Source organism: Allocoleopsis franciscana PCC 7113, assembly GCF_000317515.1.
In the GTDB taxonomy this organism is placed as follows: Bacteria; Cyanobacteriota; Cyanobacteriia; order Cyanobacteriales; family Coleofasciculaceae; genus Allocoleopsis; species Allocoleopsis franciscana.
The window spans coordinates 7,382,473-7,406,223 of record NC_019738.1 but is presented as its reverse complement, the minus strand read 5'-3'; the positions used below and the strand labels follow the sequence as shown (position 1 = coordinate 7,406,223).

The 23,751-nt window shown below is 48.2% G+C and carries 38 protein-coding genes; 6 read left to right on the top strand and 32 right to left on the bottom strand.

From position 1 onward, the window contains the following. Positions 1-216: 216 nt before the first annotated feature. Entirely contained in the window at positions 217-762 is a 546-nt protein-coding gene (locus MIC7113_RS30565; RefSeq protein WP_015186064.1) for a phycobiliprotein lyase, read from the top strand. 58 nt (positions 763-820) lie between these two features. Here the strand turns inward: MIC7113_RS30565 and prfA are convergent, their stop codons facing one another. From prfA to rplC, 32 genes are all read right to left on the bottom strand, one after another. Next, the gene (prfA, locus tag MIC7113_RS30560) at positions 821-1,933 is read right to left on the bottom strand and encodes a peptide chain release factor 1 (RefSeq protein ID WP_015186063.1); all 1,113 of its coding nucleotides are present in this window, start codon (positions 1,931-1,933) and stop codon (positions 821-823) included. A 102-nt stretch (positions 1,934-2,035) separates the two neighbouring features. Next, positions 2,036-2,284: a 50S ribosomal protein L31 gene (rpmE, locus tag MIC7113_RS30555; RefSeq protein WP_015186062.1), complete on the bottom strand. Its 249-nt coding sequence runs from the start codon at positions 2,282-2,284 to the stop codon at positions 2,036-2,038. 171 nt (positions 2,285-2,455) lie between these two features. Beyond that, a complete protein-coding gene (gene rpsI, locus MIC7113_RS30550; protein WP_015186061.1) occupies positions 2,456-2,869 on the bottom strand; it encodes a 30S ribosomal protein S9 in 414 nt (137 codons plus the stop codon). Beyond that, the gene (gene rplM, locus MIC7113_RS30545) at positions 2,869-3,324 is read right to left on the bottom strand and encodes a 50S ribosomal protein L13 (protein ID WP_015186060.1); all 456 of its coding nucleotides are present in this window, start codon (positions 3,322-3,324) and stop codon (positions 2,869-2,871) included. Before rplM ends, rpsI begins: the two co-directional genes overlap by 1 nt. Positions 3,325-3,509: 185 nt before the next feature. Continuing rightward, on the bottom strand, positions 3,510-4,328 hold the full coding sequence (gene truA / locus MIC7113_RS30540) for a tRNA pseudouridine(38-40) synthase TruA (protein WP_041781465.1): 819 nt from the start codon (positions 4,326-4,328) through the stop codon (positions 3,510-3,512). Positions 4,329-4,579: 251 nt separating this feature from the next. Beyond that, positions 4,580-4,930, bottom strand: coding sequence for a 50S ribosomal protein L17 (gene rplQ, locus MIC7113_RS30535; protein WP_015186058.1), 351 nt, complete (start codon positions 4,928-4,930; stop codon positions 4,580-4,582). 52 nt (positions 4,931-4,982) lie between these two features. After that, a complete protein-coding gene (locus MIC7113_RS30530; protein ID WP_015186057.1) occupies positions 4,983-5,951 on the bottom strand; it encodes a DNA-directed RNA polymerase subunit alpha in 969 nt (322 codons plus the stop codon). Between the two features lie 165 nt (positions 5,952-6,116). After that, positions 6,117-6,509, bottom strand: a complete 393-nt coding sequence (gene rpsK / locus MIC7113_RS30525; protein ID WP_015186056.1) for a 30S ribosomal protein S11 — start codon at positions 6,507-6,509, stop codon at positions 6,117-6,119. A 47-nt stretch (positions 6,510-6,556) separates the two neighbouring features. Further along, entirely contained in the window at positions 6,557-6,940 is a 384-nt protein-coding gene (rpsM, locus tag MIC7113_RS30520) for a 30S ribosomal protein S13 (RefSeq protein WP_015186055.1), read from the bottom strand. A 57-nt stretch (positions 6,941-6,997) separates the two neighbouring features. Further along, entirely contained in the window at positions 6,998-7,111 is a 114-nt protein-coding gene (rpmJ, locus tag MIC7113_RS35170) for a 50S ribosomal protein L36 (protein ID WP_015186054.1), read from the bottom strand. A 107-nt stretch (positions 7,112-7,218) separates the two neighbouring features. Beyond that, entirely contained in the window at positions 7,219-7,443 is a 225-nt protein-coding gene (gene infA, locus MIC7113_RS30515) for a translation initiation factor IF-1 (protein ID WP_008191178.1), read from the bottom strand. A 381-nt stretch (positions 7,444-7,824) separates the two neighbouring features. Continuing rightward, a complete protein-coding gene (infA, locus tag MIC7113_RS30510; RefSeq protein ID WP_015186052.1) occupies positions 7,825-8,106 on the bottom strand; it encodes a translation initiation factor IF-1 in 282 nt (93 codons plus the stop codon). A 170-nt stretch (positions 8,107-8,276) separates the two neighbouring features. Further along, complete coding sequence (locus MIC7113_RS30505; RefSeq protein WP_015186051.1) at positions 8,277-8,831, bottom strand: adenylate kinase; 555 nt, start codon at positions 8,829-8,831, stop codon at positions 8,277-8,279. Between the two features lie 135 nt (positions 8,832-8,966). Continuing rightward, complete coding sequence (gene secY / locus MIC7113_RS30500; protein WP_015186050.1) at positions 8,967-10,313, bottom strand: preprotein translocase subunit SecY; 1,347 nt, start codon at positions 10,311-10,313, stop codon at positions 8,967-8,969. A 58-nt stretch (positions 10,314-10,371) separates the two neighbouring features. Next, positions 10,372-10,833 (bottom strand): 50S ribosomal protein L15, encoded by a 462-nt coding sequence (gene rplO / locus MIC7113_RS30495; RefSeq protein ID WP_015186049.1) that lies wholly within the window; start codon positions 10,831-10,833, stop codon positions 10,372-10,374. 108 nt (positions 10,834-10,941) lie between these two features. Then, on the bottom strand, positions 10,942-11,463 hold the full coding sequence (gene rpsE / locus MIC7113_RS30490; RefSeq protein ID WP_015186048.1) for a 30S ribosomal protein S5: 522 nt from the start codon (positions 11,461-11,463) through the stop codon (positions 10,942-10,944). 156 nt (positions 11,464-11,619) lie between these two features. Then, positions 11,620-11,982, bottom strand: coding sequence for a 50S ribosomal protein L18 (gene rplR, locus MIC7113_RS30485; protein WP_015186047.1), 363 nt, complete (start codon positions 11,980-11,982; stop codon positions 11,620-11,622). Positions 11,983-11,984: 2 nt separating this feature from the next. Next, on the bottom strand, positions 11,985-12,524 hold the full coding sequence (gene rplF / locus MIC7113_RS30480) for a 50S ribosomal protein L6 (RefSeq protein ID WP_015186046.1): 540 nt from the start codon (positions 12,522-12,524) through the stop codon (positions 11,985-11,987). Positions 12,525-12,605: 81 nt separating this feature from the next. Then, positions 12,606-13,007, bottom strand: a complete 402-nt coding sequence (gene rpsH, locus MIC7113_RS30475; RefSeq protein WP_015186045.1) for a 30S ribosomal protein S8 — start codon at positions 13,005-13,007, stop codon at positions 12,606-12,608. A 24-nt stretch (positions 13,008-13,031) separates the two neighbouring features. Next, positions 13,032-13,577 (bottom strand): 50S ribosomal protein L5, encoded by a 546-nt coding sequence (gene rplE / locus MIC7113_RS30470; protein WP_015186044.1) that lies wholly within the window; start codon positions 13,575-13,577, stop codon positions 13,032-13,034. A 75-nt stretch (positions 13,578-13,652) separates the two neighbouring features. Continuing rightward, entirely contained in the window at positions 13,653-14,018 is a 366-nt protein-coding gene (gene rplX / locus MIC7113_RS30465) for a 50S ribosomal protein L24 (protein ID WP_015186043.1), read from the bottom strand. After that, positions 14,018-14,386 carry a 50S ribosomal protein L14 gene (gene rplN / locus MIC7113_RS30460; RefSeq protein WP_015186042.1) on the bottom strand — a complete coding sequence of 123 codons (369 nt, stop codon included), beginning with the start codon at positions 14,384-14,386 and terminating at the stop codon, positions 14,018-14,020. The genes rplX and rplN overlap by 1 nt, the downstream gene beginning before the upstream one ends. 215 nt (positions 14,387-14,601) lie before the next feature. Then, positions 14,602-14,853, bottom strand: coding sequence for a 30S ribosomal protein S17 (gene rpsQ, locus MIC7113_RS30455; protein WP_015186041.1), 252 nt, complete (start codon positions 14,851-14,853; stop codon positions 14,602-14,604). Positions 14,854-14,859: 6 nt separating this feature from the next. Further along, complete coding sequence (gene rpmC / locus MIC7113_RS30450; protein ID WP_015186040.1) at positions 14,860-15,171, bottom strand: 50S ribosomal protein L29; 312 nt, start codon at positions 15,169-15,171, stop codon at positions 14,860-14,862. A gap of 3 nt (positions 15,172-15,174) precedes the next feature. Then, positions 15,175-15,594, bottom strand: coding sequence for a 50S ribosomal protein L16 (gene rplP / locus MIC7113_RS30445; protein WP_015186039.1), 420 nt, complete (start codon positions 15,592-15,594; stop codon positions 15,175-15,177). Between the two features lie 69 nt (positions 15,595-15,663). Continuing rightward, positions 15,664-16,389, bottom strand: coding sequence for a 30S ribosomal protein S3 (rpsC, locus tag MIC7113_RS30440; RefSeq protein ID WP_015186038.1), 726 nt, complete (start codon positions 16,387-16,389; stop codon positions 15,664-15,666). Positions 16,390-16,514: 125 nt separating this feature from the next. Beyond that, on the bottom strand, positions 16,515-16,877 hold the full coding sequence (gene rplV / locus MIC7113_RS30435) for a 50S ribosomal protein L22 (RefSeq protein ID WP_015186037.1): 363 nt from the start codon (positions 16,875-16,877) through the stop codon (positions 16,515-16,517). 39 nt (positions 16,878-16,916) lie between these two features. After that, complete coding sequence (gene rpsS, locus MIC7113_RS30430; RefSeq protein ID WP_015186036.1) at positions 16,917-17,195, bottom strand: 30S ribosomal protein S19; 279 nt, start codon at positions 17,193-17,195, stop codon at positions 16,917-16,919. 125 nt (positions 17,196-17,320) lie between these two features. Next, positions 17,321-18,184 (bottom strand): 50S ribosomal protein L2, encoded by an 864-nt coding sequence (rplB, locus tag MIC7113_RS30425; RefSeq protein ID WP_015186035.1) that lies wholly within the window; start codon positions 18,182-18,184, stop codon positions 17,321-17,323. Positions 18,185-18,306: 122 nt separating this feature from the next. After that, complete coding sequence (locus MIC7113_RS30420) at positions 18,307-18,609, bottom strand: 50S ribosomal protein L23 (RefSeq protein ID WP_015186034.1); 303 nt, start codon at positions 18,607-18,609, stop codon at positions 18,307-18,309. Then, the gene (gene rplD, locus MIC7113_RS30415; RefSeq protein WP_015186033.1) at positions 18,602-19,234 is read right to left on the bottom strand and encodes a 50S ribosomal protein L4; all 633 of its coding nucleotides are present in this window, start codon (positions 19,232-19,234) and stop codon (positions 18,602-18,604) included. The genes MIC7113_RS30420 and rplD overlap by 8 nt, the downstream gene beginning before the upstream one ends. Positions 19,235-19,326: 92 nt before the next feature. Continuing rightward, complete coding sequence (gene rplC / locus MIC7113_RS30410; protein ID WP_015186032.1) at positions 19,327-19,962, bottom strand: 50S ribosomal protein L3; 636 nt, start codon at positions 19,960-19,962, stop codon at positions 19,327-19,329. Positions 19,963-20,580: 618 nt separating this feature from the next. Between rplC and ndhN the strand changes: the two genes are divergently transcribed. The 5 genes from ndhN (at position 20,581) to MIC7113_RS30385 (ending at position 23,605) form a co-directional block, all read left to right on the top strand. After that, positions 20,581-21,048: an NAD(P)H-quinone oxidoreductase subunit N gene (gene ndhN, locus MIC7113_RS30405; protein WP_015186031.1), complete on the top strand. Its 468-nt coding sequence runs from the start codon at positions 20,581-20,583 to the stop codon at positions 21,046-21,048. 113 nt (positions 21,049-21,161) lie between these two features. Beyond that, positions 21,162-21,767, top strand: a complete 606-nt coding sequence (locus tag MIC7113_RS30400; RefSeq protein WP_015186030.1) for a vWA domain-containing protein — start codon at positions 21,162-21,164, stop codon at positions 21,765-21,767. A 40-nt stretch (positions 21,768-21,807) separates the two neighbouring features. Further along, positions 21,808-22,293, top strand: a complete 486-nt coding sequence (locus tag MIC7113_RS30395) for a salt stress protein, Slr1339 family (RefSeq protein ID WP_015186029.1) — start codon at positions 21,808-21,810, stop codon at positions 22,291-22,293. A 79-nt stretch (positions 22,294-22,372) separates the two neighbouring features. Next, entirely contained in the window at positions 22,373-22,978 is a 606-nt protein-coding gene (locus tag MIC7113_RS30390; protein ID WP_041781462.1) for a vWA domain-containing protein, read from the top strand. 21 nt (positions 22,979-22,999) lie between these two features. Next, positions 23,000-23,605, top strand: a complete 606-nt coding sequence (locus MIC7113_RS30385; protein ID WP_041780282.1) for a vWA domain-containing protein — start codon at positions 23,000-23,002, stop codon at positions 23,603-23,605. Positions 23,606-23,751: the final 146 nt, after the last annotated feature.

Below are 23,751 nucleotides of genomic sequence, written 5' to 3'. Positions count from 1 at the left end.
GGTTTGTGGAAAATCTAAGCAGGGGAAGCCAACCCGGAACCGTCCAATTTGGGATGTTGCAACTACGTCAATCCTAAAATTCATCCGCATGGCTGAGTTCAATTACTGGTTAGAATGGTTAAACTAGTAATATGTTAAGAATAGTTGCAATTATTGGCATAACGCACAATCTGTGTAGTCATGCTGGTAATAACCTTCGCATGAGGAATAACATCGGTGACATCACGCCTAAGAAATACCCAAACCCTAGAAGAATCCTTAATTGCAGCTTTTTTCCGTAAATCAGTTGGGCACTGGCGCTCTGAACGCCGCTACTACACGCTGCCTGATGGAGATACCAAGGAAATAGTCAGCCTGATTACTGTTCGGTTTCTAGAGCAAGGTTGTGATGAACTGCTTGAGCTACAGCGGCAGCACAAGCTACCCGATGGAATTTCGCTCACCTGCGGTAGTCATGTGAGCTGGAAAAGTAATGATTCCGTTACGGGGCGTAAGCAGTCTGAAGATTCGACCGTCTTTGGGGTGTTAGGAGATATCCTGTATCGCGATCGCGGTTTTGCCACCTCTAAGCCCATTACCGCGCAGTATTACTTCTCCAATCCCCAAACCTTGTGCTTGCGAACCGAATACCAAGGCTCCGTGTTTGAGGAAGAACTTAAACTGATTGGCGAAAACTATCGCACTAGGCAAACTATCATCTCTCGTGCTGGCGAACAGAAGATGATTGGTCAGTATTTGGAAAAGCGCATCAAGGCTGAATAAGCAAAAACAAACCCCGGTAGAAATACCGGGGCTTTTGTTGAGATGACAAGCTTAAATCTTATTTATGCGATTCGGTGCTAGACGTGGACGCTGCTAACTCTTCTAAGCGCTCCTGCTGATCTTGGCTAATACAAGATTGAATCATGGTTTCCAAATCGCCTTCAAGAACTGGGTTGAGTGAATAGTTTTGACCCAGACGGTGATCGGTGACGCGATTGTCTTTGTAATTGTAAGTCCGGATTTTCTCAGAGCGAGAACCGGTACCCACTTGCAACAGCCGCATCGATCTTACTGCTTGTTGTTGCTCCTGGAGCTTAATCTCGTAAAGCTTGGCGCGGAGAATCTGCATCGCCCGCTCTCGGTTTTGGAGTTGAGAGCGCTCTTCCGTACAGAACACTCGAATCCCTGTGGGCTTGTGGATCAGGTCAACGGCTGTTTCCACTTTGTTGACGTTCTGTCCGCCAGCACCGCCGGAACGAGCGGTTTTCATTTCTATATCTTTCGGGTCAATCTGGACTTCTACTTCATCCACTTCCGGCATCACTGCCACCGTTGCTGTAGAAGTATGAACGCGACCCCCGGCTTCCGTAACAGGTACTCGTTGTACCCGATGGACGCCTGCTTCAAACTTCAGCTTACTGTAAACTTGGTCGCCCTGAATTTCCAGAATCGCCTCTTTAAATCCGCCCATATCAGCCAAGGATTCAGAGAGCAATTTGACTCGCCACTTTTGAGATTCGGCGTAACGCGAGTACATCCGCACCAAGTCACCAGCCCAAATGCTCGCCTCATCGCCGCCTGTTCCGGCTCGTATTTCCAACATGATGTTTTTATCATCATTGGGGTCACGAGGCAATAGTAAAACTTTCAGACGGACTTCCAACTCGTTGAGCTTGGTTTCCAGTTCTTCAACTTCCAATGCGGCCATCTGGTGTAATTCTGGGTCGCTACTGGATTCTTTGAGGACGCTGCGTGCTCCAGCTAACTCTTCTTGAGTGGTCTTCCATGTATCGTAGGTATTGACCACTTCCTCCAGAGAGGAACGTGCTTTGGTGACCCGTTGCATCTCCGTTGGGTCAGTCGCGATATCTGGATCAGCCAGACGCCGCGTTAATTCATGAAAGGTTTGCTCGACAGATTGTAGTTTCTCCAGCAGGTAGGTTTCGGCCATGACTTGTGCGATCGCTCCATCAAAATAGCGGATTGGCTTACAAATAAAAAAAATCGACCCAGCTCTTAACAGTGACTGGGTGATGACAGCAAGCCAAGGAAGCTATTTTTCTTTAGAACCCGATTGGTTCGCTGGAGCCGTATCATCGAGCATCCCGTATTTCCGCATAAAGCGCTCGACTCGTCCTTCGGTATCAATCATTTTCTGCGTACCTGTGTAGAACGGATGATTGCCCGACCATACATCAACATGGAGTTCTGGCTTGGTTGAGCCAATGGTCATTACAACTTCTCCGTTGCAATAAACCTTTGCTTCTGGATACCACTTGGGATGAATATCAGCTTTTGGCATGGTTTTTCTTTGACCTTAAACTTTTGTCAACTCTAGTTTAATTTTAGCTTTTTGCTGTTGAGCCAAGGATTTCCCTACTGAGGACTGGGGGTTAGGGAACTACAGGAGAATACCCATTCCCCATGCCTGTTTGGGTTAGTAATTAGCTGACAGCTAAGAAACTCAAGGTGTTTATCGCTTGGAGTACTGAGGTGCTTTACGAGCTTTGTGTAAGCCGTATTTCTTACGTTCTTTGGCTCGTGGGTCGCGGGTTAAGTAGCCCTCTATTTTGAGCGGTGAACGGTTTTCGGGGTCTAGTTCACACAAGGCTCTAGCCACTCCCAGACGAATGGAGTCCGCTTGACCGGTTAAGCCACCCCCGTGAGCATTCACTAAAATGTCGTACTCATTTTCCAGTCCCAAGGTTTCCAGGGGAGCCTTGAGGAGGGTGAGGTAAGCGGCATTGAATTGGAAGTAAAGGTCTCCTGGGCGACCATTGACGGTGAGTTCACCATTACCTGGAACTAGACGCACGCGAGCCACGGAAGACTTCCGGCGACCTGTGCCCCAGTATACGGCGCGATCCGTTGTTTCTGTAGCTTGCATTATTTATCTCCTCCTGGGATGGTCTGAATGGTTAGGGCTTGTGGTTTTTGGGCTTCGTGGGGGTGGCTGTCTCCGGCATACACTTTCAGTTTGGTGAACAGGCTCTTACCAAGGGAGCTCTTGGGCAGCATTCCTTTGACCGCATGTTCAATAATCCGTTCCGGGATACGGGCTTGCAACTTGGCAAAGGTCTCGGTTTTCATCCCACCCGGACGACCGGAATGACGGCGATAAAGCTTCTGAGTGCGCTTTTTCCCGGTGACCATGACTTTTTCAGCATTGAGTACGATGACGAAGTCACCGGTATCCATGTGAGGAGTGTAGGTCGGTTTGTTTTTACCGGTGAGAATCATGGCAATCTCACTGGCTAGCCGTCCTAGACGTTGGTTTGTGGCGTCTACGACGTACCAACTTTTTTCCAGGGATTCTTGAGGGGGGAGGTATGTTTTTTCCATCAGTCTGTATCTAAGTTGAGAGTTGACAGTTGGGTTTTAGGGGTGAAAGTTAGAAGGTTATACAGGGTTGGCGAAAGCGACGTTAGGAGTTTTACTTCCCGTTCGCGCAGCGTTCTCCGCAGGATGTCGGGCTAGATTGAAAGTTGTCGTAACCTGCAATCTTTTAACCTGTAACCTTCAACCCGTCAATTAAGGCAGTATTCAGCTTCAACCGAGGTGGGTAAGAGGAACTTGGGTTGGGTATCAAACCAAATTTCTGGGGGAAAGGGCGAGTTGGGGTAGCCGACACGTAATAAGCACAGCCCCTTAGCTGGGGCTGCGTATTTTACTTTTTCGCGGCGCTGGTTAACCCAAAGTTCTGTGAAATCTTTGGGGTGTATCTCACCTTTCCCGACTCGTACCAACATTCCCACCAAGAGCCGCACCATACCATATAAAAATCCATTAGCTTGAATTTCTATATGAATAAACGGGCCATTGCGGTAACATTCTGCCGCCTGGACATCGACCCAAGAATGCGATCGCCCTGAGTTGGCACGATGAAAGGCTGCCAGATGATGTCTACCCATCAGAGGGTTTAAAGCCTCCTGAATGAGAGACTCATCCAGGGGTGCATAATAATAATGCCAACTAAAGGGTCGCACAAACAAGTTGGGTCGCTTGTCTACATAGAGGGTATATCGGTAGCGACGCCAGCTAGCACTGAAACGAGCGTGCCAGTCCGAAGGCACCGACGCTGACGCCCGAATTAGGATATCGTCAGGCAGTCGGCTATTGATCACATTTGCCCAGCGGTGGGCTGGGATCGCTCCTGTGGCATTAAAGTGTGCGACCTGAGCCGCCGCGTGAACCCCTGTATCCGTGCGACCCGCCCCATGTAGGGTCACGGGGTGCTTTAGCACGGAAGCGATCGCTTGTTCAATTTCCTGCTGTACGCTGCGATCATGAGGTTGCCTCTGCCAGCCAGAAAAGTTGGTACCCAGGTATTGAATCACCAGGGCAATTCGCTGAGAGTCCGGTTGTCGGTTACTGGTTAATAGGTTGTCGGTTGCCTCGGCGTTCTTGGACGGGTCAACCTTCAAACCTTTAACCTGATCTGCATTTTCGGAAGAACTCCGGTACGGCTCTAACCACTGTTCGTTTGAGCCTTCCCCTATCCTTGGGGGAACAGGGAACGCTGACGCGCCTAATGTCGCTATCGCAATGCTATCGCCAACAACCTTCAACCTTCAGCCTTTTAACCTTCAACCTTTGATCAAACCAACTCGATGATGGCCATTTCCGCGTTATCACCACGACGGGGTACGGTTCTGAGGACGCGGGTATATCCGCCATTGCGATCGCCATAGCGGTCTTTAACTCCCTCAAATAGGGAATGAACCAACTGCTTGTCGTAAATATAGCCCAGCGCCTGACGCCGGGACGCCAAGGAACCATTTTTAGCTAAGGTAATCATTTTTTCCACTTCCGCCCGCACGGCTTTCGCCCGCACTTTAGTTGTGGTGATTCGCCCGTGACGAATCAGTTCAGTGGCTAGAGCTCTCAGCAGAGCCTTCCGCTGGTCAGCGGGCTTTCCCAGTTGGGGTACACGACATCGGTGACGCATCTTTTTCTCTTCCTATACACTTCCACTACAACTGAATTGTTCCTGTCAATGCCTAGCTCGGTTTTGCGGATTTTTCTTGAGGCAGTGTGATCCCCAAACGCCGCTGCAAGGCTTCAATCACTTCTTCAGCCGACTTTTGACCAAAGTTTTTGATTTCCAGGAGGTCTTCTTGACTGTAATCCAGCAAGTCTGCTACAGAGTTAATCTGAGCCCGCTTCAAACAGTTATAAGCTCGCACAGACAGTTGCAATTCTTCAATTGGAATTTGGCTGGTTGGGTCTTCATCATCTGGATATTCATCTTTAATGGATTCCAGATTGATATCTTTTAACGGATTAAACAGATCAACCAGGAGATTGGCGGCTTGGCTCAATGCTTCTTGAGGGGTTAAGCTACCATTCGTCCAAATTTCCAACAGCAAGCGGTCTTTTTCCAGAGAGCCGTCAATTCGAGCATCTTCAACGCTGTAATTGACCTTACTCACCGGCATAAACACCGCGTCAATCTGGAGGAAGTCTACCGCCGAACCATCTTCGCGCCCTCGTTCTACGGAGCGATATCCTTTCCCTTTTTCGATCCGGAACTCCATCTCCAGCCTTGCCCCTGGAGCTAAAGTAGCAATATACTGGCCCGGATCGACAATGTCTACTTCAGAGGGTAAATCGAACTGAGCCGCTCTCACGGTCGCAGGCCCCGTAATCATGACTCGACCAATCTGAGGCGCAGAGGTATAGCTTTTGAGGACAATTTCCTTCATGTTTAGAAGAATTTCCAGAACGTCCTCTCTGACCCCCTCTATGGTGGCAAACTCATGGTTCACACCAGCAATTCGGACAGCGGTGACGGCTGCCCCTTCCAGGTTTGATAGAAGAACCCGTCTTAAGGCATTACCAACTGTTGTACCTTGACCGCGCTCGAGAGGCTCCAGGACAAATTTACTATATTGACTCTGATTCTTCAGTGTTTTAGACTCTACACACTCAATCTGAAACTGCGCCACGGAGTAACCTCCCTTATTCATAAGACCCAAAAGAAAGCACTGTTATTGTGCTTTCTCATTTTTTGCTCCCGACAATGGGTCAGGTGCAATATGCCAATTAGCGAAGCACCAGCAGGTTAGTATAACGGCGTGATGCACTCTTTCTAGCTGACACTCCTCAATCTCTAATACAAGACCAATGGTTGGTTAAACTCGACGCCGCTTGGGCGGACGGCAGCCGTTATGGGGGATGGGTGTCACATCCCGAATCAAGGTAATTTCCAGTCCTGCCCCTTGAATGGCTCGAATCGCGGTTTCGCGACCAGCACCCGGACCACTCACCATCACTTCAATCTGACGCATTCCCTGGTCTGCGGCTCTACGCGCCGCTGAATCAGCCGCTGTTTGAGCAGCAAAGGGTGTTCCTTTTTTGGCTCCTTTGAAGCCACTTGAGCCAGCTGAAGCCCACGACACTACGTCGCCTCTCGTATCGGCGATTGTGACGATTGTGTTGTTAAAGGTGGACTGGATGTAGGCTACTCCATTGGGTACATTCCGTTTTTGCTTTTTTGCACCTGTTTTTTTCGTTGGTCGCGCCATGTCGCTCTATCGATTTAATTGTATGGGTGGTAACTGAAATAAATGGCTTACTTCTTAGCCGGTGGCTTCTTCTTCCCAGCAACGGCAACACGCCGCCCACGGCGGGTGCGAGCGTTGGTGCGAGTCCGCTGACCTCGTACTGGTAATCCCATACGATGACGGCGACCCCGGTAGGTGCCAATGTCAACCAAACGCTTGATGTTCATGGACTCCCAGCGTCTGAGATCCCCTTCCACCTGATAGTTACTTTCTACAGCCGCTCTGAGAGCCGCCACTTCGGAATCGCTTAAATCTTTGACCCTTGTATCAGGATTCACTCCTGTGGATGCCAAAATTTCTTTAGACCGCGATAGACCGATTCCATAGATGTAGGTCAGACCAATTTCTACACGCTTATCGCGAGGAAGGTCTATACCGGCAATCCGTGCCACGCTTTCTTCTCCCTATTCTTTGTTTTGTGCTACAAATGAGTCTTAAGAGCCGATTGGCTATCCTTGACGCTGTTTATGCTTGGGATTTTGACAAATCACCATGACTCGACCGCGACGCCGAATGACGCGGCACTTTTCACACATTTTACGGACTGATGCTCTTACTTTCATGCCTTTTTTGGGCCACACTGCAAGCTTAACATTATATCACTTTTAAGATATGACTGTTAATCTTTTTGGGTCAATTTTGGACTGTAAAGATAAACTTTAGCTGAATACTATTTCTTCCGTAGGCGGTAGGTTATTCGGCCTTTCGTCAGATCGTAGGGCGTGAGTTCAACTTTAACGCGATCTCCGGGCAAGATTTTAATGTAATTTCGTCGAATTTTTCCTGATATGTGGGCAAGGACGTTAAAGCCATTGTCCAGATCTACCCTAAACATGGCGTTCGGCAAGGATTCGGTCACCGTGCCTTCCATTTCAATTAAGTCTTGTTTAGCCAATGGACGCAATCCTCAATACGATCAACCCCTCCTACATGTCCAAACTGGTGGATGTTTGTCTAGGGATTCTTAACATATTTTATCAAAAATGTCTGCTCAGCAGCGGAGAAATTTAGCCCCCTACAGGTCTGTTCTTGGTCTCTTGGGACACTGAACCGTGACTTTTAGGCAGCTAGGGTTGGCTTGAGTAACCCTGAGACGGATTTCCAGGGGTGATCGCTATTGATTCTTTGAGAAGACGAACATTACCTTTACCAATCCATCGCTGTTGGCGTTTGTTGCGCTAAACGTCTAAACGCCTGCAACGGATTTCTCTATAAGGCCACATTTTTTTGCTTTGGGCGATCGCTTTAGCAATCACGCCCTGACCCGGAACGGTGATCATCGGGAGCCAACGCGCCCTTTAACACGGGGGACTGAACCTTTTGAGCCAGAGCCATGATTTGGGCGATCGCGGTAGGTGATTCTCCCTTTGGTTAAATCGTAGGGACTCACTCCAACTTTGACCCGATCTCCTGGTAGGATTCTGATGTTATTTTGACGAAGTTTCCCGGAAACGTGAGCCAGGATGTTAACTCCATTGTCCAGATCAACCCGAAACATCGCATTGGGCAGGGATTCTGTTACCGTGCCTTCCATTTCAATTAAGTCTTGCTTAGACAATATCTTCGCTCCTCATTTTTGTTGACCACCCCCTTAGATTCAATAGTCTTGCATATTTGTCCAGGGAGTCTTAACATATTTTATCAAAAATGGGATTGAAATGGCTGAGTTTCAATCAAGCTGATGCTTGACTCAAAAAAAGCGATGGGACTGAAGTTCTGCCAAGGATATTAGAAAGCCACTGATTGCTGAAGCGATTGCGTCACTTCTTCTACAGAGCGATCACCATCGATCACTTTTAAGGACGCTCGCTCCTTGTAAAAACCAATCACAGGTTCCGTCTCGTTGCGATAGACTTCCAGGCGTTTGCGAACGGTCTGTTCGTTATCGTCATGGCGTCCCCGTCCCAATAGCCGACCCATTAATATCTCATCTGGAACGTCCAGGTTTACGGCATAATCAAACGTCTGATTGAGTTCTTGCAACAGCTTTTCTAGAAAAGTCGCTTGGCTGACATTACGCGGAAAGCCATCTAGAATCCAACCATTCTGTGCATCCGGTTGCTGGAGGCGATCTCGTACTAAATCGAGCAGTAACTCATCAGGAACTAACTCGCCCTTTTCCATATAGGACTTAGCCTTTTGACCCAAAGGAGTGGATTGAGCGATCGCACTCCTTAAGATATCACCCGTCGAAATATGAGGAATTGCCAATAGCCCAGCCAAAAGTTGGGCTTGAGTCCCTTTGCCTGCACCTGGAGGACCTAAAAAGATTAATCTTGCCATTAGTTTTTAACAATGATGATTGAGCGATTAGCTTGAGTGATGGTGTCGGTAACCCAGATTTAAAACAGGCAAGCCTTTCATTTTTGGGTGACCAATCGCCAAGCCAATCGCTCTTTGTCTCACCCCAGTCTCCTTCTACTGCTTGACCATACCTTCGTAACGCTGGGAAATTACATAGGTTTGAATCTGCTTAGCTGTGTCAATGGCTACACCAACTAAAATCAGCAAAGATGTAGCACCCAATCCTTTAAATGTCGTGACGCCAGTAGCGCTTTCTACCGCTGTTGGCACAACAGCCACCAATCCCAGGAAAATCGCGCCCAAAAACGTCAACCGATTTAAGACCCGCTCCACATATTCACTCGTCGTCCGTCCGGGACGAATACCAGGAATACTCGCTCCCATCTTCTTCAGGTTCTGCGCCATATCCACTGGATTAACAATCAGTGAAGCGTAGAAGTAACTAAAGAATACAATCAAGACTAAATAAACCAAGACATACAGCCAAGGAGTTGGTCCGTTTGGGCTTAAATAATTAGAAACCTGAACTAACCCTTGGTGGACTTGCGCGAAAAATCCCTTATTCGCACTCCCGCCTGTAAATTGAGCCAGAGAGGCTGGAAGAATCAACACAGCAGAAGCAAAAATAATCGGCATCACGCCGCCCTGGTTAAGGCGTAGGGGGAGGTAACTGGTGCGCTCTCGGTAGAGACGACGCCCAACTTGACGCCGTGCTGAAATAATGGGAATTCGGCGTGTTCCTTCCTGCACAAAGACAATCCCGACAATCATGACCAGGAATACGAGCAGGAGAATCACCACTTTACCAACCGTTTCTCGACCGCCTGTCTGAGCCAATTCGATGGTTTGACCCAAAGTTTTGGGAAGAACGGCAACGATATTGACAAAAATTAAAAGAGAGGCTCCGTTACCAATCCCGCGTTCGGTGACCAGTTCCGATAGCCACATGACAAACATCGAACCCGCCGTTAAGGCTAACGCGGTTTCGGCAATGAATAGAGGGCCGCCTCCATCGAGGGCATAGGGTCTGAGCAACCCAGCCGTAATCCCTACACTTTGAATCACGGCCCATCCGGCTGCCACGTAGCGGGTAAGCTGAGAAATCTTGCGACGCCCAGCCTCTCCTTCATTCTTCTGTAAATTTTCTAAAGAAGGAATCGCAGCGGTCAGGAGCTGTAGGATGATTGAGGCATTAATGAAGGGCAAAATTCCCAGGGCAAAAATCCCTACGGCGGAAATACCGCCTCCAGAGAAAATGTCCAAGAATCCAAGAACAGAGTTATTTTGGATATCTGCTGAAAATCGTGCGCGGTCAATTCCCGGCAAAGGTAAAAAGATACCCATGCGAGCAACAATCAATAAGCCAATGGTCACAAGTAACCGGCCTCTAAGGCCAGCAGCTTGAGCCATTTGCATAAATGTTTCTTGAGCGGTTGGAGCTTTGTCTCGACTAACAACCATAAAGGGCTACCTCTACAGGATACGGGGGTGAGGCAAGCACACCGACCTTAGCAGGACGTCATGCCGTTGCATTGACGCCGATAACTTCACAGCTTCCACCAGCGGCCTCAATTTTCTGGCGGGCACCAGCGGTGAAGGCAGCGGCTTTGATATTGAGAGCTACATTGAGTTCCCCGTCACCGAGAAGTTTCAATGGCCCATCATTAGTGGTCACAATACCTGCCTCCATTAACGAGGCTAAGGTCACCTCTGTATTGGCAGGAAGTGATGATAGCTTGCCCACGTTAATCGTAGTGTAATGTTTACGATTGATAACCGTAAAGTGTTTTAACTTCGGCAGACGACGATACAACGGCATCTGTCCACCTTCAAATCCGGGTCGTGTATTTCCGCCGGAACGCGCCTTTTGACCCCGCATTCCTTTGCCAGCACTCGCTCCTTGACCAGCAGCGATGCCTCGACCTAGCCGACGACGGCGCTTTTTAGACCCTTTTTGGGGTACTGCATCGTTGATTCTCATAATCTTGCACTTAGATATTAAAGTTGAAGGCGAGCAAGTTGAAAGTTAAAGGTTGAAAGCTAAAGGTTAAAACATGTGGTTCGTTAACCTTCCAACCTCTAACTTTCTTTAAGCGTAGAGGTTCTCGATGGGAACACCCCGTTCTTCGGCGACTTCTGAGAAGGTACGCAGAGAATCAAGGGCGTTGACAGCCGCTCTGGCATTGTTGAGAGGGTTATTGGAGCCTAGTTGCTTCGCTAAGATATTACGAACCCCAGCTAATTCCAGGACAGTCCGCACGGCACCGCCGGCAATTACCCCTGTACCGGGTGCTGCCGGTCGCATCATTACCTTGGCTCCCACGGCAGCACCATTAGAAGGGTGAGGGATGGAATTGGATTTGGTCAGAGGGACATCAATCAATTGCTTTTTCCCGTCGGCAACTCCCTTACGGACAGCGCCAATTACATCACTAGCTTTACCGACACCCACCCCAACTTGACCGCGCTCATTCCCCACGACTACAATCGCACGGAAGCTTAATTTTTTACCCCCTTTAACAACCTTACTGACACGACGGATTTGAATAACTCGCTCTTGCCAGGTCGTCTCTTTTTCTTTAGCGCGGTTACTTTTTCGACGAGTTGCCATAGTCTTATCCTGAAAAATTACAGAAGTATGAAATATAAAGTATGAAGTATGAAGTCGGTGCTTGTTCGGGTTTTCACGAACAGTAAACTGAGAAAATATTGACTAACTCACGTTCTCATCCTTCATTCTTCACACTTCAGACTTTTTTAGCATTTCCTAAAAGTCTAATCCGGCTTCGCGAGCGGCTTCTGCCAACGCTTGGACGCGACCATGATAGAGGTTGCCACCCCGGTCAAATACGACTCTTGTAATGCCTTTTTCAATAGACCGCTGAGCAATCAACTTTCCGACAGCGGCTGAAGCCTCACAAGTTGCACCCGATTTTAATTCGGTTTTCAGATTAGATTCTAAGGTGGAAGCGGCAGCTAGGGTCTGTTGCTGATTGTCATCAATCAACTGTACATAAATATGCTCGTTAGAGCGAAAGACCGCTAATCTGGGACGCTCGGCAGTTCCGCTGACTTTCCGGCGCACCCGCCGATGCCGACGCCGGATTGATTCTTTCCGAGTAAGTTTCATGTTTACTTCTTACCTGCCTTACCAGCTTTACGTCTGACTACTTCATTGGCATAACGAATGCCTTTACCCTTGTAAACCTCAGGGGGGCGGACTGCTCGAATGCGGGCGGCTGTGTTGCCCACAATTTCTTTATTGATTCCACTAACAATCACGTTGACGTTGTTTTCAACCGCCACTTGGATACCATCTGGCGGAACAATTTCAACCGGCTTGCTGTAACCTACATTCAAAATCAGGTTCCGACCCTGAACTTGTGCTCGATAACCAACCCCTTGGATAGAGAGGCGTTTCTCAAAGCCTTGAGAGACTCCCTCCACCATGTTCGCCACTAGCGTGCGAGACAGTCCGTGACGCTGACGGGCTGCTCTCGATTCATCTCGCCGCACCACTCGGAGCGTTTCACCGTCTTGCTCGATAGCAACTTGCTCCGGCAGAATCCGACTTAATTCTCCTTTTGGACCTTTGACGGCAACGTGCTGACCGTCAATATTCACGGTTACTTTACCAGGAACGGTTATTGGGCGCTTGCCAATCCGCGACATGACTCAATTCTCCTTTAATTAAGTTATGAGTGATGAGTTACTTACCTTAAAGGGTATAACTCAAAATTCAAAACTTTTTCTTTACCAGACGTAGCACAAGACTTCGCCACCAATGCCCTGACGCCGTGCTTCTCGGTCAGTCATGATGCCACTGGATGTAGAGATAATCGCAATGCCAATACCGCCCAAAACTCTGGGTAATTCTTTGCAGTTGGAGTAAACTCTTAATCCGGGCTTACTGACCCGTTTCATAGCTCTGATAATGGGTTGGCGGTTTTTGCCTTTATATTTGAGAGAAACCACCAATTGTTTTTTGACCCCTTCGCCTACTTCCTCAAAGTCACCAATGAAGCCTTCATCTTTGAGGACTTTGGCAACACTTCGGGTCATTTTTGTGGATGGGATATTTGTTGTTTGATGCCGTACCATACATGCATTACGAATGCGGGTTAGCATATCTGCAATTGTGTCGTTTGCCGCCATTAGTTCCTTCCTATTGCTAAACTTTTAGGTTTCCCGGAAGGGCATACCCATCTCTTTGAGTAAGGCGCGGCCCTCTTCGTCGGTGTTTGCTGTTGTGATAATCGAAATATCCATTCCACGAATTTGGTCGATGCTGTCGTACTCGACTTCGGGAAAGATTAGTTGCTCTCGAATACCAAGGGTATAGTTTCCTCGACCATCGAAGCTTTTAGGGCTGACGCCACGAAAGTCTCGAATTCGCGGGAGTGACAGGTTAATTAACCGATTGAGAAACGAGTACATGCGCTCTCCCCGGAGGGTAACCATGACACCAACAGGCATACCTTGGCGGATTTTAAATCCCGCGATCGCTTTTTTAGCTCGTGTAACAACAGGTTTTTGTCCGGTGATAATCGCGAGTTCATTCACCGAGGATTCGAGGGCTTTAGCATTTTGAGAGGCTTCTCCCAATCCCCGATTAACTGTAACTTTAACCAGCTTGGGGACTTGATGAATGTTTGTATAGCCGAACTGCTCTTTAAGCTTTGGGACTATCGTTTCTTGGTAGAGAGTTTTCAGTTGTTCTGACATGGTTTTTATCCTTTTCAACCCTGGGCTTGGTCAGGGACTCCCAAGTTTTAGATGTTAGATTCCATCCAAAATCTATTAGTCAATAATTTCGCCCGTTTTTTTGAGCATCCGTACCTTCCGACCGTCTGCATTAAAGGTGTAGCAGATGCGGCTGGCAATCTTTTGCTGAGTGGAATAAAGCATCACGTTGGAGCTGTGGATGGGAGACTCGAAGGTCACAATCTGACCCGTTTCTCCTTCCTGTTGAGGCTTAACGTGCTTAGTTTTGACGTTAATTCCTTTGACAATCACCGCGCTGCGCTTCGGCAAAGTCTGCAACACTTCTCCAACTTTCCCCTTATCCCGACCCGCAATAATTTGAACGGTATCGCCTTTTTTAACATGCATTTTGTAGCGCTGAGTTGTCTCTTTTGCGCTCTTGCTCTTGAATTGATTTGCCATCAGAGTACCTCCGGAGCCAGGGAAACAATTTTGGTGAAGTTTTTGTCGCGCAGTTCCCGCGCTACGGGACCGAAAACGCGGGTTCCCCTTGGGTTACCGTCGTTATTGATGATGACGGCAGCGTTGTCGTCAAAGCGAATGCTCATCCCGCTGTCACGGCGCAGTCCCTTGCGGGTGCGAACAATCACAGCTCTTACGACATCTGACTTCTTCACAGCCATATTGGGGATGGCATCCTTCACAACGGCAATGATCACATCACCTACACCGCCGTAGCGTCGGTTGCCGGCACCTAAAACGCGAATACACTGTAATTTACGTGCTCCGCTGTTGTCAGCGACATTTAAGTAAGTCTCTTGTTGAATCATGGGATGAACCTCCTTTTAGGTTGGTAGGGGCGAAGCATTCGTGTAAAAAATCACCGAGTTTACCAACAAGTCATCGGCATGAAGGCTGACCAGAGCAAACTCACTACCGCTGACGAAAAGCTGTGCTCGCTATCGCTATGCGTCACGCTAACGCCCGTAAACTTATTGGGGGGTGTGCTGTTAGTCCTCTTTGAACTAACAACGAACAACAATGCTTAAGCTAGGGAAGTATGGGTGAGGATTTCCGCCACTTTCCAGCGTTTGGTTCGGCTCAACGGTCGTGTTTCGTGAATACGAACGCGGTCGCCTTCCTTACACTGATTTTCTTCGTCATGCGCTTTATATCGCTTTGTCCTCACGACAATCTTGCCGTATTTCGGGTGGGGAGAGCGGTTCTCAACAGCGACCACGACAGTTTTATCCATTTTGTCGCTGACCACCACACCGACTCTTTCTTTAACAGCCATCGGGTTCTACTCCTGTTCTTGATCGGGTTGTGGGGCATCAGCCACCTGAGTTGAGGCTTTAGAACTTGATGCAGCAGATGCTTCTGAGGTTGCTGGCACTTGATTAGCACTCTGGCGTGCCGCGAATTCGCGTTCCCGAACCACTGTCATCATTTGACCAATGCGGTGCCGAGTGTGCTTGAACTGATGCGGTTTTTCCAGGCGTCGGGTGGCCTTTTGTAGGCGAAGATTAAATAGCTCACGCTTCGCCGCTAAAATCGCATCATTGAGCTCCTCATCGCTCATTTTTCGGGCATCTTCAATTTTGGGCAGAGGCATGATTTACACCTGTTCCCCTTCGCGGGTAATGAACTTCGTTTTAATTGGCAATTTGTTAGCCGCTAGACGCATCGCCTCACGGGCCGTTTCTTCCGGAACTCCAGCGATTTCATAGAGAATCCGACCGGGCTTGACAACGGCTACCCAAAACTCTGGCGAACCTTTACCAGAACCCATACGAGTTTCAGCCGCACGTTGAGTGACGGGTTTATCTGGAAAAATACGAATCCAGATGTTTCCACCCCGGCGGATATAGCGCGTCATGGCACGACGACCGGCTTCAATTTGACGAGCTGTAATCCAGGCCGGTTCTGTTGCTTGCAGCGCAAAGTCACCAAAGTTTAAGGTGCTGCCACGAGTAGCCAGACCTTTCATCCGCCCGCGCTGCTGTTTACGGAATTTCGTTCTTCTAGGACTTAACATGATCGGTTAGGTGTTAGTTATTAGTAGTCAGTTTTCAGTTACTAATGACCAATGACGAATGAGCTACGACTATTCGTTAGAGCGGTCTTCAAACTGCTGACGGCGTCGCTGTTGGCGGCGGCGGGGTTGAGTGGTCGGCTGAGCTGGCTGCTCCTCTTGACCCGGAATGACTTCCCCTTTGAACACCCAAACCTTCACACCTAAAATTCCGTAAATGGTTTTCGCCTGACGGTAGGCAAAGTCGATATTGGCGCGTAGGGTATGTAAGGGAACTCGGCCTTCACGAGTCCACTCGGTTCGAGCAATTTCTGCTCCATTTAACCGACCGCTGACCTGGATTTTGATTCCTTGAACATCAGCGCGTTGGGCACGTTGAATGGCTTGACGAACTACTCGTCGGAAGGAAACTCTTCGCTCTAGCTGTTGAGCGATGTATTCGGCAATCAGTTCTGCATCCGCATCGACTCGTGCGACTTCAACCACGTTAATGCGAATTTGACGATGCCCACCCAAGGCTTCCTGAAGACCGACTCGTAAATTCTCGATTCCCGCTCCCCCACGACCCACAACAACGCCCGGTCGTGCGGTGTGAATTTCTAAATCCACTTGGTCAGCTTTGCGTTCGATCCGAATGTTAGCAATTCCAGCGTTGTTTAGTTTTTGTTCAACAAACTGCCGAATTTTATGGTCTTCTTGAAGGATTTCGGGGTAGCGTTTGGTGTCGGCAAACCAGCGAGAGCGATGCTCTTGCGTAATACCTAGTCGAAACCCAATTGGATGAATTTTCTGTCCCACGACTCCTTCCTTTTTTCTAAAAAATATGAGTTGTTTGTTGTTGATTTTGAGAAAATCTTGGATTTATTCCCTAAAAAATCAACCTGAACAACTTGTGTTATCTCCTGTTCTAAAGAAGGCTCGCCTTATTCGCCCTTAACATCTGGAGAAACGGCCACGGTGATATGGCAAGTTGGCTTGCGAATCTGATAAGCGCGACCTTGAGCTCTTGGGCGAAAACGCTTTAAGCTCGGACCCATGTCAGCAAAAGCTTGAGTGATGACCAGATTAGCTGGGTCTAGACCCGCATTATGTTCAGCATTGGCGACGGCGGAGCGCAGGACTTTTAGAATGGGTTCACAAGCCCGATAAGGCATAAACTCCAAAATAATCAGGGCTTCACGGTACGAGCGACCCCGAATTTGATCGAGAACCCGCCTGACCTTAAAGGGAGACATGCGGATGTATCGTGCGATCGCTTTAGTTTCTGCTGTAGTATCTATCGCCATAGTTGTCTTTACTCTAAAAATTTGAGGAACGAAATCCTTCTAGCGTCCCGCTTTTCGGTCACTTTTGGAGTGGCCTCGAAATGTTCGAGTTGGCGCAAATTCGCCCAGCTTATGCCCCACCATTTGTTCATTGATAAAAATTGGGACATGAGTCCGTCCATTGTGAATCGCGATCGTATGGCCTACCATTTGGGGCAAAACGGTTGAAGCTCGTGACCAGGTTTTAATAACCTGTTTTTCTCCCCTCGAGTTGAGAACTTCAATCTTCCGGAGAAGACTATCAGCGACAAAAGGACCTTTTTTTAAAGAACGACCCATAATTCAATGTTGAAGGTTTGAAGGTTCAAAGGTTAAAGATTGAAAGTTAACAGTTGAAGGTTAAAAGTTGAAGGTTAAAAGTTGTGTTACTAGCTTCCCCTGCAACCTTCTAACCTTCCAAGTGCCTAAGACTGACGACCGCCACGTCCTCGTTTTGAGGTCTTCCGCCGACGCCGGACAATTAAAGCAGAGCTTTGCTTTTTCTTTTTACGGGTTTTAGCGCCCAAAGCCGGTTTACCCCAAGGTGTGACTGGGCCAGAGCGACCAATGGGTGCTCTTCCCTCACCACCGCCATGTGGATGATCCACCGGGTTCATAACGCTTCCTCTGACCTTGGGACGACGACCTCTGTGTCGGTTGCGACCAGCTTTACCCAAACTCAGGTTTCTGTGTTCTAGGTTCCCAACTTGTCCAATCGTCGCGTAACAATCCCGACGAATCATTCGGACTTCAGTCGAAGGAAGTTTCAGGGTAACATAGTCACCCTCTTTCGCCACGACTTGAGCGGTTGCGCCAGCGGCACGCACAATCTGACCCCCCCGTCCTGGAATCAGCTCAACATTATGAACGTTGGTACCGAGAGGAATATTTTTCAGGGGTAGAGCATTGCCAATCTCAATTGGAGCTTCGGGCCCCGATATTACGGTTGTCCCTACAGCTAGCTTATCGGGATGAAGAATATATCGTTTTTCCCCATCTTGATAGTAAAGAAGTGCAATCCGAGCATTGCGGTTAGGGTCATACTCAATGGTTGCCACTTTAGCTGGGATATTGCGCTTATCGCGGCGAAAGTCAATGATGCGATAGAGCTGTTTGTGTCCGCCCCCGCGACGCCGACTGGTAATGACACCGCGATTGTTGCGACCCTTGGGGCGATGCTTGAACTCAACTAATGATTTTTCTGGCTCACCCCGCGTAATCTCGGCAAAATCTGAGACCGTACCTTGACGAGTACCGGGAGTGTAGGGCCGATAAGAACGGATGCCCATAACAAATATCCTTTATTTACTCTGTATTAGGGATTAGGGATTCGGAAACTTAGGATTGGGACTAGAGGTAGATGAAATTTGAAATTCACACTTACGACTTTCCCGCTCCTCAGTCCTGTGTCCTATACTTCGGGGAACAAGGTAATCGAATCTCCTTCGGCTAAGGTAACAATAGCCTTTTTGTACTGAGCCTTGTAACCTACAAATTTACCAACTCGACGCTTTTTACGCGGCGGATTTAAGGTGTTGACACTGGTTACCTTGACCTCAAAAAGGCTTTCAATCGCCGCTTTGATTTGGGGTTTGGTCGCCTTGGGAATTACTTCAAAGACATACTTATTCTGCTCCAATAGCAGAGTTGCCTTCTCCGTCACAATGGGACGCCGCACCAGATCGGCAAGGTAGCGGGGGTCATACTCAGTCACTGTAAACCTCCTGAAGTTTGGCAAGAGCTGTGTCGGTCGTCACGATTTTGTCAGCATTGAGTAGGTCATAGACATTCAAGCTGCTCGCGCCAATTAATTTAACGGTAGGGATGTTTCGCGCTGACAAATAGACCATTTCTTCTATTTCCGGCACGATGATGAGAACCTTCACTTCTGGCTCAATTCCCCAGCGAACAAATGCTCCTAGCAACTCTTTAGTCTTAGGTCGTGGGAATTGGTCAGCAAAGTCTTTCACCACAATCAAATCTTCTGAGCGACTCTGAAACGCCGTCCGTAAAGCTAATCGGCGCTCTTTGCGGTTCATTTTGATGTTGTAGTCTCTGGGTTTGGGACCAAAGGTTACACCGCCGCCGCGCCACAGAGGTGAACGGTTTGAGCCAGCACGCGCTCGACCGGTTCCTTTTTGCCGCCAGGGTTTGCGTCCTCCCCCCCTAACTTCAGCACGGGTTTTCGTGGAAGCGGTTCCTTGACGAGCGTTGGTCATCTGCATCACCAGTGCTCGGTGAACGACGTGAGCCGCACTTTCTTCTTTGGCAACTCGCAAGTCTAAAGTCGCTTGTCCGACTTCTTCTCCTTGCCAGTCTCGCACCACACAATCAACCATAATCTTTAGTCCTTAGTCCTTAGTCATTTATCCTTTTGTTCGTGGCTCATTTCTCATAATTCATTGTCATGACCGCTGAACCAGAACCATGACTATCGACCGACCTTATTTGTCGGTGCAATGCTCAAAAGCGCCCCTGGTTTACCGGGAACAGCCCCTTTAATCAGCAGCAAATTGCGTTCTGTGTCTACGCGCACGACTTGTAGCTTACGGATGGTCACTCTTGTGCCTCCGAGGCGACCCGCCATTCTCTTTCCGGGAAAGGTGCGGCCTGGTGTTGTTCCAGCTCCAGTCGAACCGGGTAAGCGGTGGTTTTTGGAACCATGCGCCATCGGTCCCCGCTTGAAGTTGTGGCGCTTTTGATAACCGGCAAAGCCACGACCAATACTGGTTCCGGCGACATCAACAATTTGACCAGCGGTAAAAATATCCGCCTTTAGGGCTTGACCTAGCTCAAATGAAGCGGTGTCATCCAAGCGGTACTCCCGCAGATGGCGTAAGGGTGGGGCGCTTGATTTGGCTAAGTGCCCCAATTCTGGCTTGTTGAGTGCCTTGGGCTTGACTTCGTCATAACCAATTTGAACGGAGGTATAGCCATCCGTCTGTTTGGTTTTTATTTGGGTTACGGTGCATGGACCTGCTTGGACGACGGTGACAGGAATTGCTTTTCCTTCCTCATCGAAAATTTGGGTCATGCCGAGTTTAGTGCCGAGGATACCGACAGACACGGCGGGTTTCTCCTTAATTTAGACATCACAGCAGGGCAGGATTCAACGATATTCTGTGAATTCGCTCTATCCCACGAACTTTGTCAGTTTGACTTCCAGACGGTAATTCCCTTAGTTCGGGGAATTTTTGCCGTCTGGTAGCCCTGTAAGACTTAAGAACCAGATTGTGTGAACCGTTTTTAGGGATCAGTACTGGCTAACCGCGTCACCTTGGTTCGCCGGGACTTAAGCCGTAAACGCCTCAGTATCCCTACGCAGCGAATATGCAAGTACATATAAGTCAGAAGCTGTCAGTCAAAGAACCTGGCAGATTCTCTTACAGCACTGGCCTTTGGCTTTGCCTCAACCTGAAGGCAGAGAAGACAAATGACCGACTGTAAAGACATTCTGGTCTTGAACCTGCGGCTCAAAGAACAGCGGTTATCCCAATCTGAGTTGCTTTTAAACAACTGTCATTTTGGTCACAATCGTATACTATAAGTTATTTTTCTACATCTGTCTAGTTATTCTTGATACTTTTTCGCGACTCGTTTACTCTTCAGCAAACAAGACCATCATCTATATATAATAAGTCCCTAATGCTCATTAATAAAACTTAAGGAAAAAAGGGAGGTAGAAATGGCACTGATTACGACCGGCAACTCCTTCATCCGCAACTTGGAACAATCGGGTTCACTCGCCATATACATGCCCTTAGAAGGGGGCTTCGAGGGGCGTTATCGACGCCGCTTGCGCGCCGCAGGCTATGCCAGTTTGTGCATGACCGCTAGAGGGTTAGGTGACCTATCGACCTACCTGACAGGTGTCCACGGTGTGCGTCCTCCTCATTTGGGCAAAAAAGATATTAGGGTTTATTATCTGCCACCCGTTCTGACCTACCAACTAGAACATTTGCCTCCGAAGTCTAAAGGCTTAGTGCTGTGGCTGATTGAAGGCAATATCCTGTCGAGTCAGGAAGTGGAATATCTAATCACTTTGCCCCAACAAGAACCGCGAGTCAAAGTGGCTGTGGAAATGGGTGGCGATCGCTCTTTCCGTTGGAAGCCACTCAAAGATGCCTTATCGGAAATGGTCTTAGCGAGTTAGCTCAAACGCCAATATATCCCAAGCCCAACGACTTTAATCCTCCCTCAACTTGTAGCTCAGATTACGGGTTTTGATACCCTTAAAACATACTGAGCAGATTGGGGGAGATTTTCATGCTAGAGCAGCGCGACTATACATTAATCATCGACAAAAGCGGCAGCATGGCGACTCGTGACCAGTTGGGTAATAAAAGCCGCTGGGAAACCATGCAAGAGTCTAGCCTCGCCTTAGCCAGTAAATGCGAAGAATTTGACCCAGACGGGATCACGGTGTACTTGTTTTCCGGTCGCTTCAAACGCTACGACAATGTAACCGCGAACAAAGTTACCCAAGTCTTTAAAGAAAATGAACCCTCAGGTCGTACTGACTTAGCGAGCGTGTTACAAGATGCTACCAGTAATTACTTCCAACGCAAGGCCGCTGGTCAGACTAAGCCAAACGGAGAGACAATCCTAGTTGTTACCGATGGTGAACCCGATGACCGCAAAGCTGTCATGAAGGTCATTATAGAAGCATCCAGGCGGATGGAACGGGATGAAGAATTAGCCATTTCCTTCATTCAAGTTGGCACCGATGCCCAAGCTACCAAATTTCTCAAAATATTAGATGACGAACTCCAAAGCGCTGGTGCCAAGTTTGACATTGTGGACACAGTGACTATGGAGGACATGGAAGACATGACCTTAACAGAAGTTTTACTCAATGCCATTACAGACTAGGTAGGCACAATTACAAGTGTTTTAGCTGAGGGTCAAACTCATGGAATCAATCGATGACTTATTAGCTCAAGTCAAAGCGGAGTATCAAGAAAAAGAGCTAGGATTAAAACCCCAAAAAGAGCCTCTTTTTAAGGAAGAAGACTTTCAATCTCCACCACCTGTTTCTCCGACTTATCACTCCCAATCTATTCAGAGCAATTTTCTCAGTTTAGCTGAGGAAAATTTATTAGCTGATGTTCGGGCTGAGTTTGAGGAAAAAGAGCAAGCAGAGGAACTTAAAAAGCAGCAACAACTAAGAGAAGAACAGCTTCAAAAAGAACAACAACTGAGAGAAGAACAAATCAAGGAAGAGCAGAGGCGCAAAAGGAAACGAGAGGCACTGACTCAAGAAGCAACGGAATGGTTAAAAAAACTAAATTCTCGCTCGGAAGAAGGTTTGTGGTTTGAAGAGTTTTCTTATTCTTATCCTTCTAAGTTAGATGCCGCAATTGATTATTTGACGGCCTTACGAGAAACTCATGGGTAAAATTCATCCGGGAGTCGTATAGGCTTAGAGAGGAAACTGTGACCATCACGGGAGGTAAATTCTCACTATGGGAGGTTCTATTGTGGAAGACCGTGACTATACATTAATCATTGATAAGAGCGGTAGCATGTCTACCCCGGATCAAGCGGGTGGAAGAAGCCGTTGGGACATTGCCCAAGAATCGACCTTGGCACTGGCTAGAAAATGTGAACAATTCGATCCAGATGGAATTACCGTTTACCTGTTTTCCGGTCGCTTTAAGCGTTACGAAAATGTGACGGCTAACAAAGTCGCTCAGATTTTTATGGAAAACGACCCGATGGGTACCACTGACCTTGCCAGCGTGCTGAAGGATGCTACTGATAATTACTTTCAACGCAAGGCATCTGGTGCAACGAAGCCGAACGGAGAAACAATTTTAGTCATCACTGATGGGGAACCGGATGACCGTAAAGCGGTGATGCGAGTCATCATTGAGGCATCACGGCACATGGAACGAGATGAAGAACTGGGGATTTCGCTGATTCAAGTGGGTAGCGATGCCACTGCCACTCGTTTCCTCAAAGCACTAGACGATGAACTGCAAGGTGCTGGGGCACAGTTCGACATTGTAGATACAGTGACGCTGGATGACATGGAGAATATGTCTTTGGCGGAAGTGTTGCTGAACGCCATCAACGATTAAGTTATTCGCAGGAGACTTTAGATTGTGCAAGACCGTGATTACACCCTAATCATTGACAAGAGCGGCAGTATGTCCACTCCCGACCAAGCGGGTGGACGAAGTCGCTGGGAGGCAGCACAGGAATCTACCTTAGCGTTGGCGAGAAAGTGTGAACAATTCGATCCGGATGGAATTACGGTTTACCTGTTTTCCAGTCGCTTTAAACGCTACGACAATGTCACCTCTAGTAAGGTGGCACAAATTTTTCAAGAAAATGACCCGGCGGGTACCACCAATCTGGCGGCTGTACTCAAAGATGCGACCGATCGCTACTTTCAACATAAAGCGGCTGGACAAACCAAGCCTGGTGGAGAAACCATATTGGTGATAACCGATGGGGAACCGGATGACCGCAAAGGTGTGATGGTCGCGATTGTTGAAGCCTCTCGGCAGATGGAACGAGATGAAGAACTAGGAATTTCGATGATTCAAGTGGGTAATGACCCAACTGCAACTCAGTTTCTCAAGGCGTTAGACGATCAGTTGCAAGGGGTCGGAGCCAAATTTGATATTTGTGACGCCATTACGATGGATGACATGGCTGATCTATCTTTATCAGAAGTCTTGCTGAACGCCATCAATGATTAGAAGATGAACCCTAGTGGGTTTTGGACGACAACGTAAAGAAAATTAATCATAGCCGAGGAGCCATCTCCTCGCTATTTTTTAGGTCACCGAGTTAGGTGCTAACCCCCAGATTTAGGGTGAAACGCTGGTAGGGTTCCCCATATCTA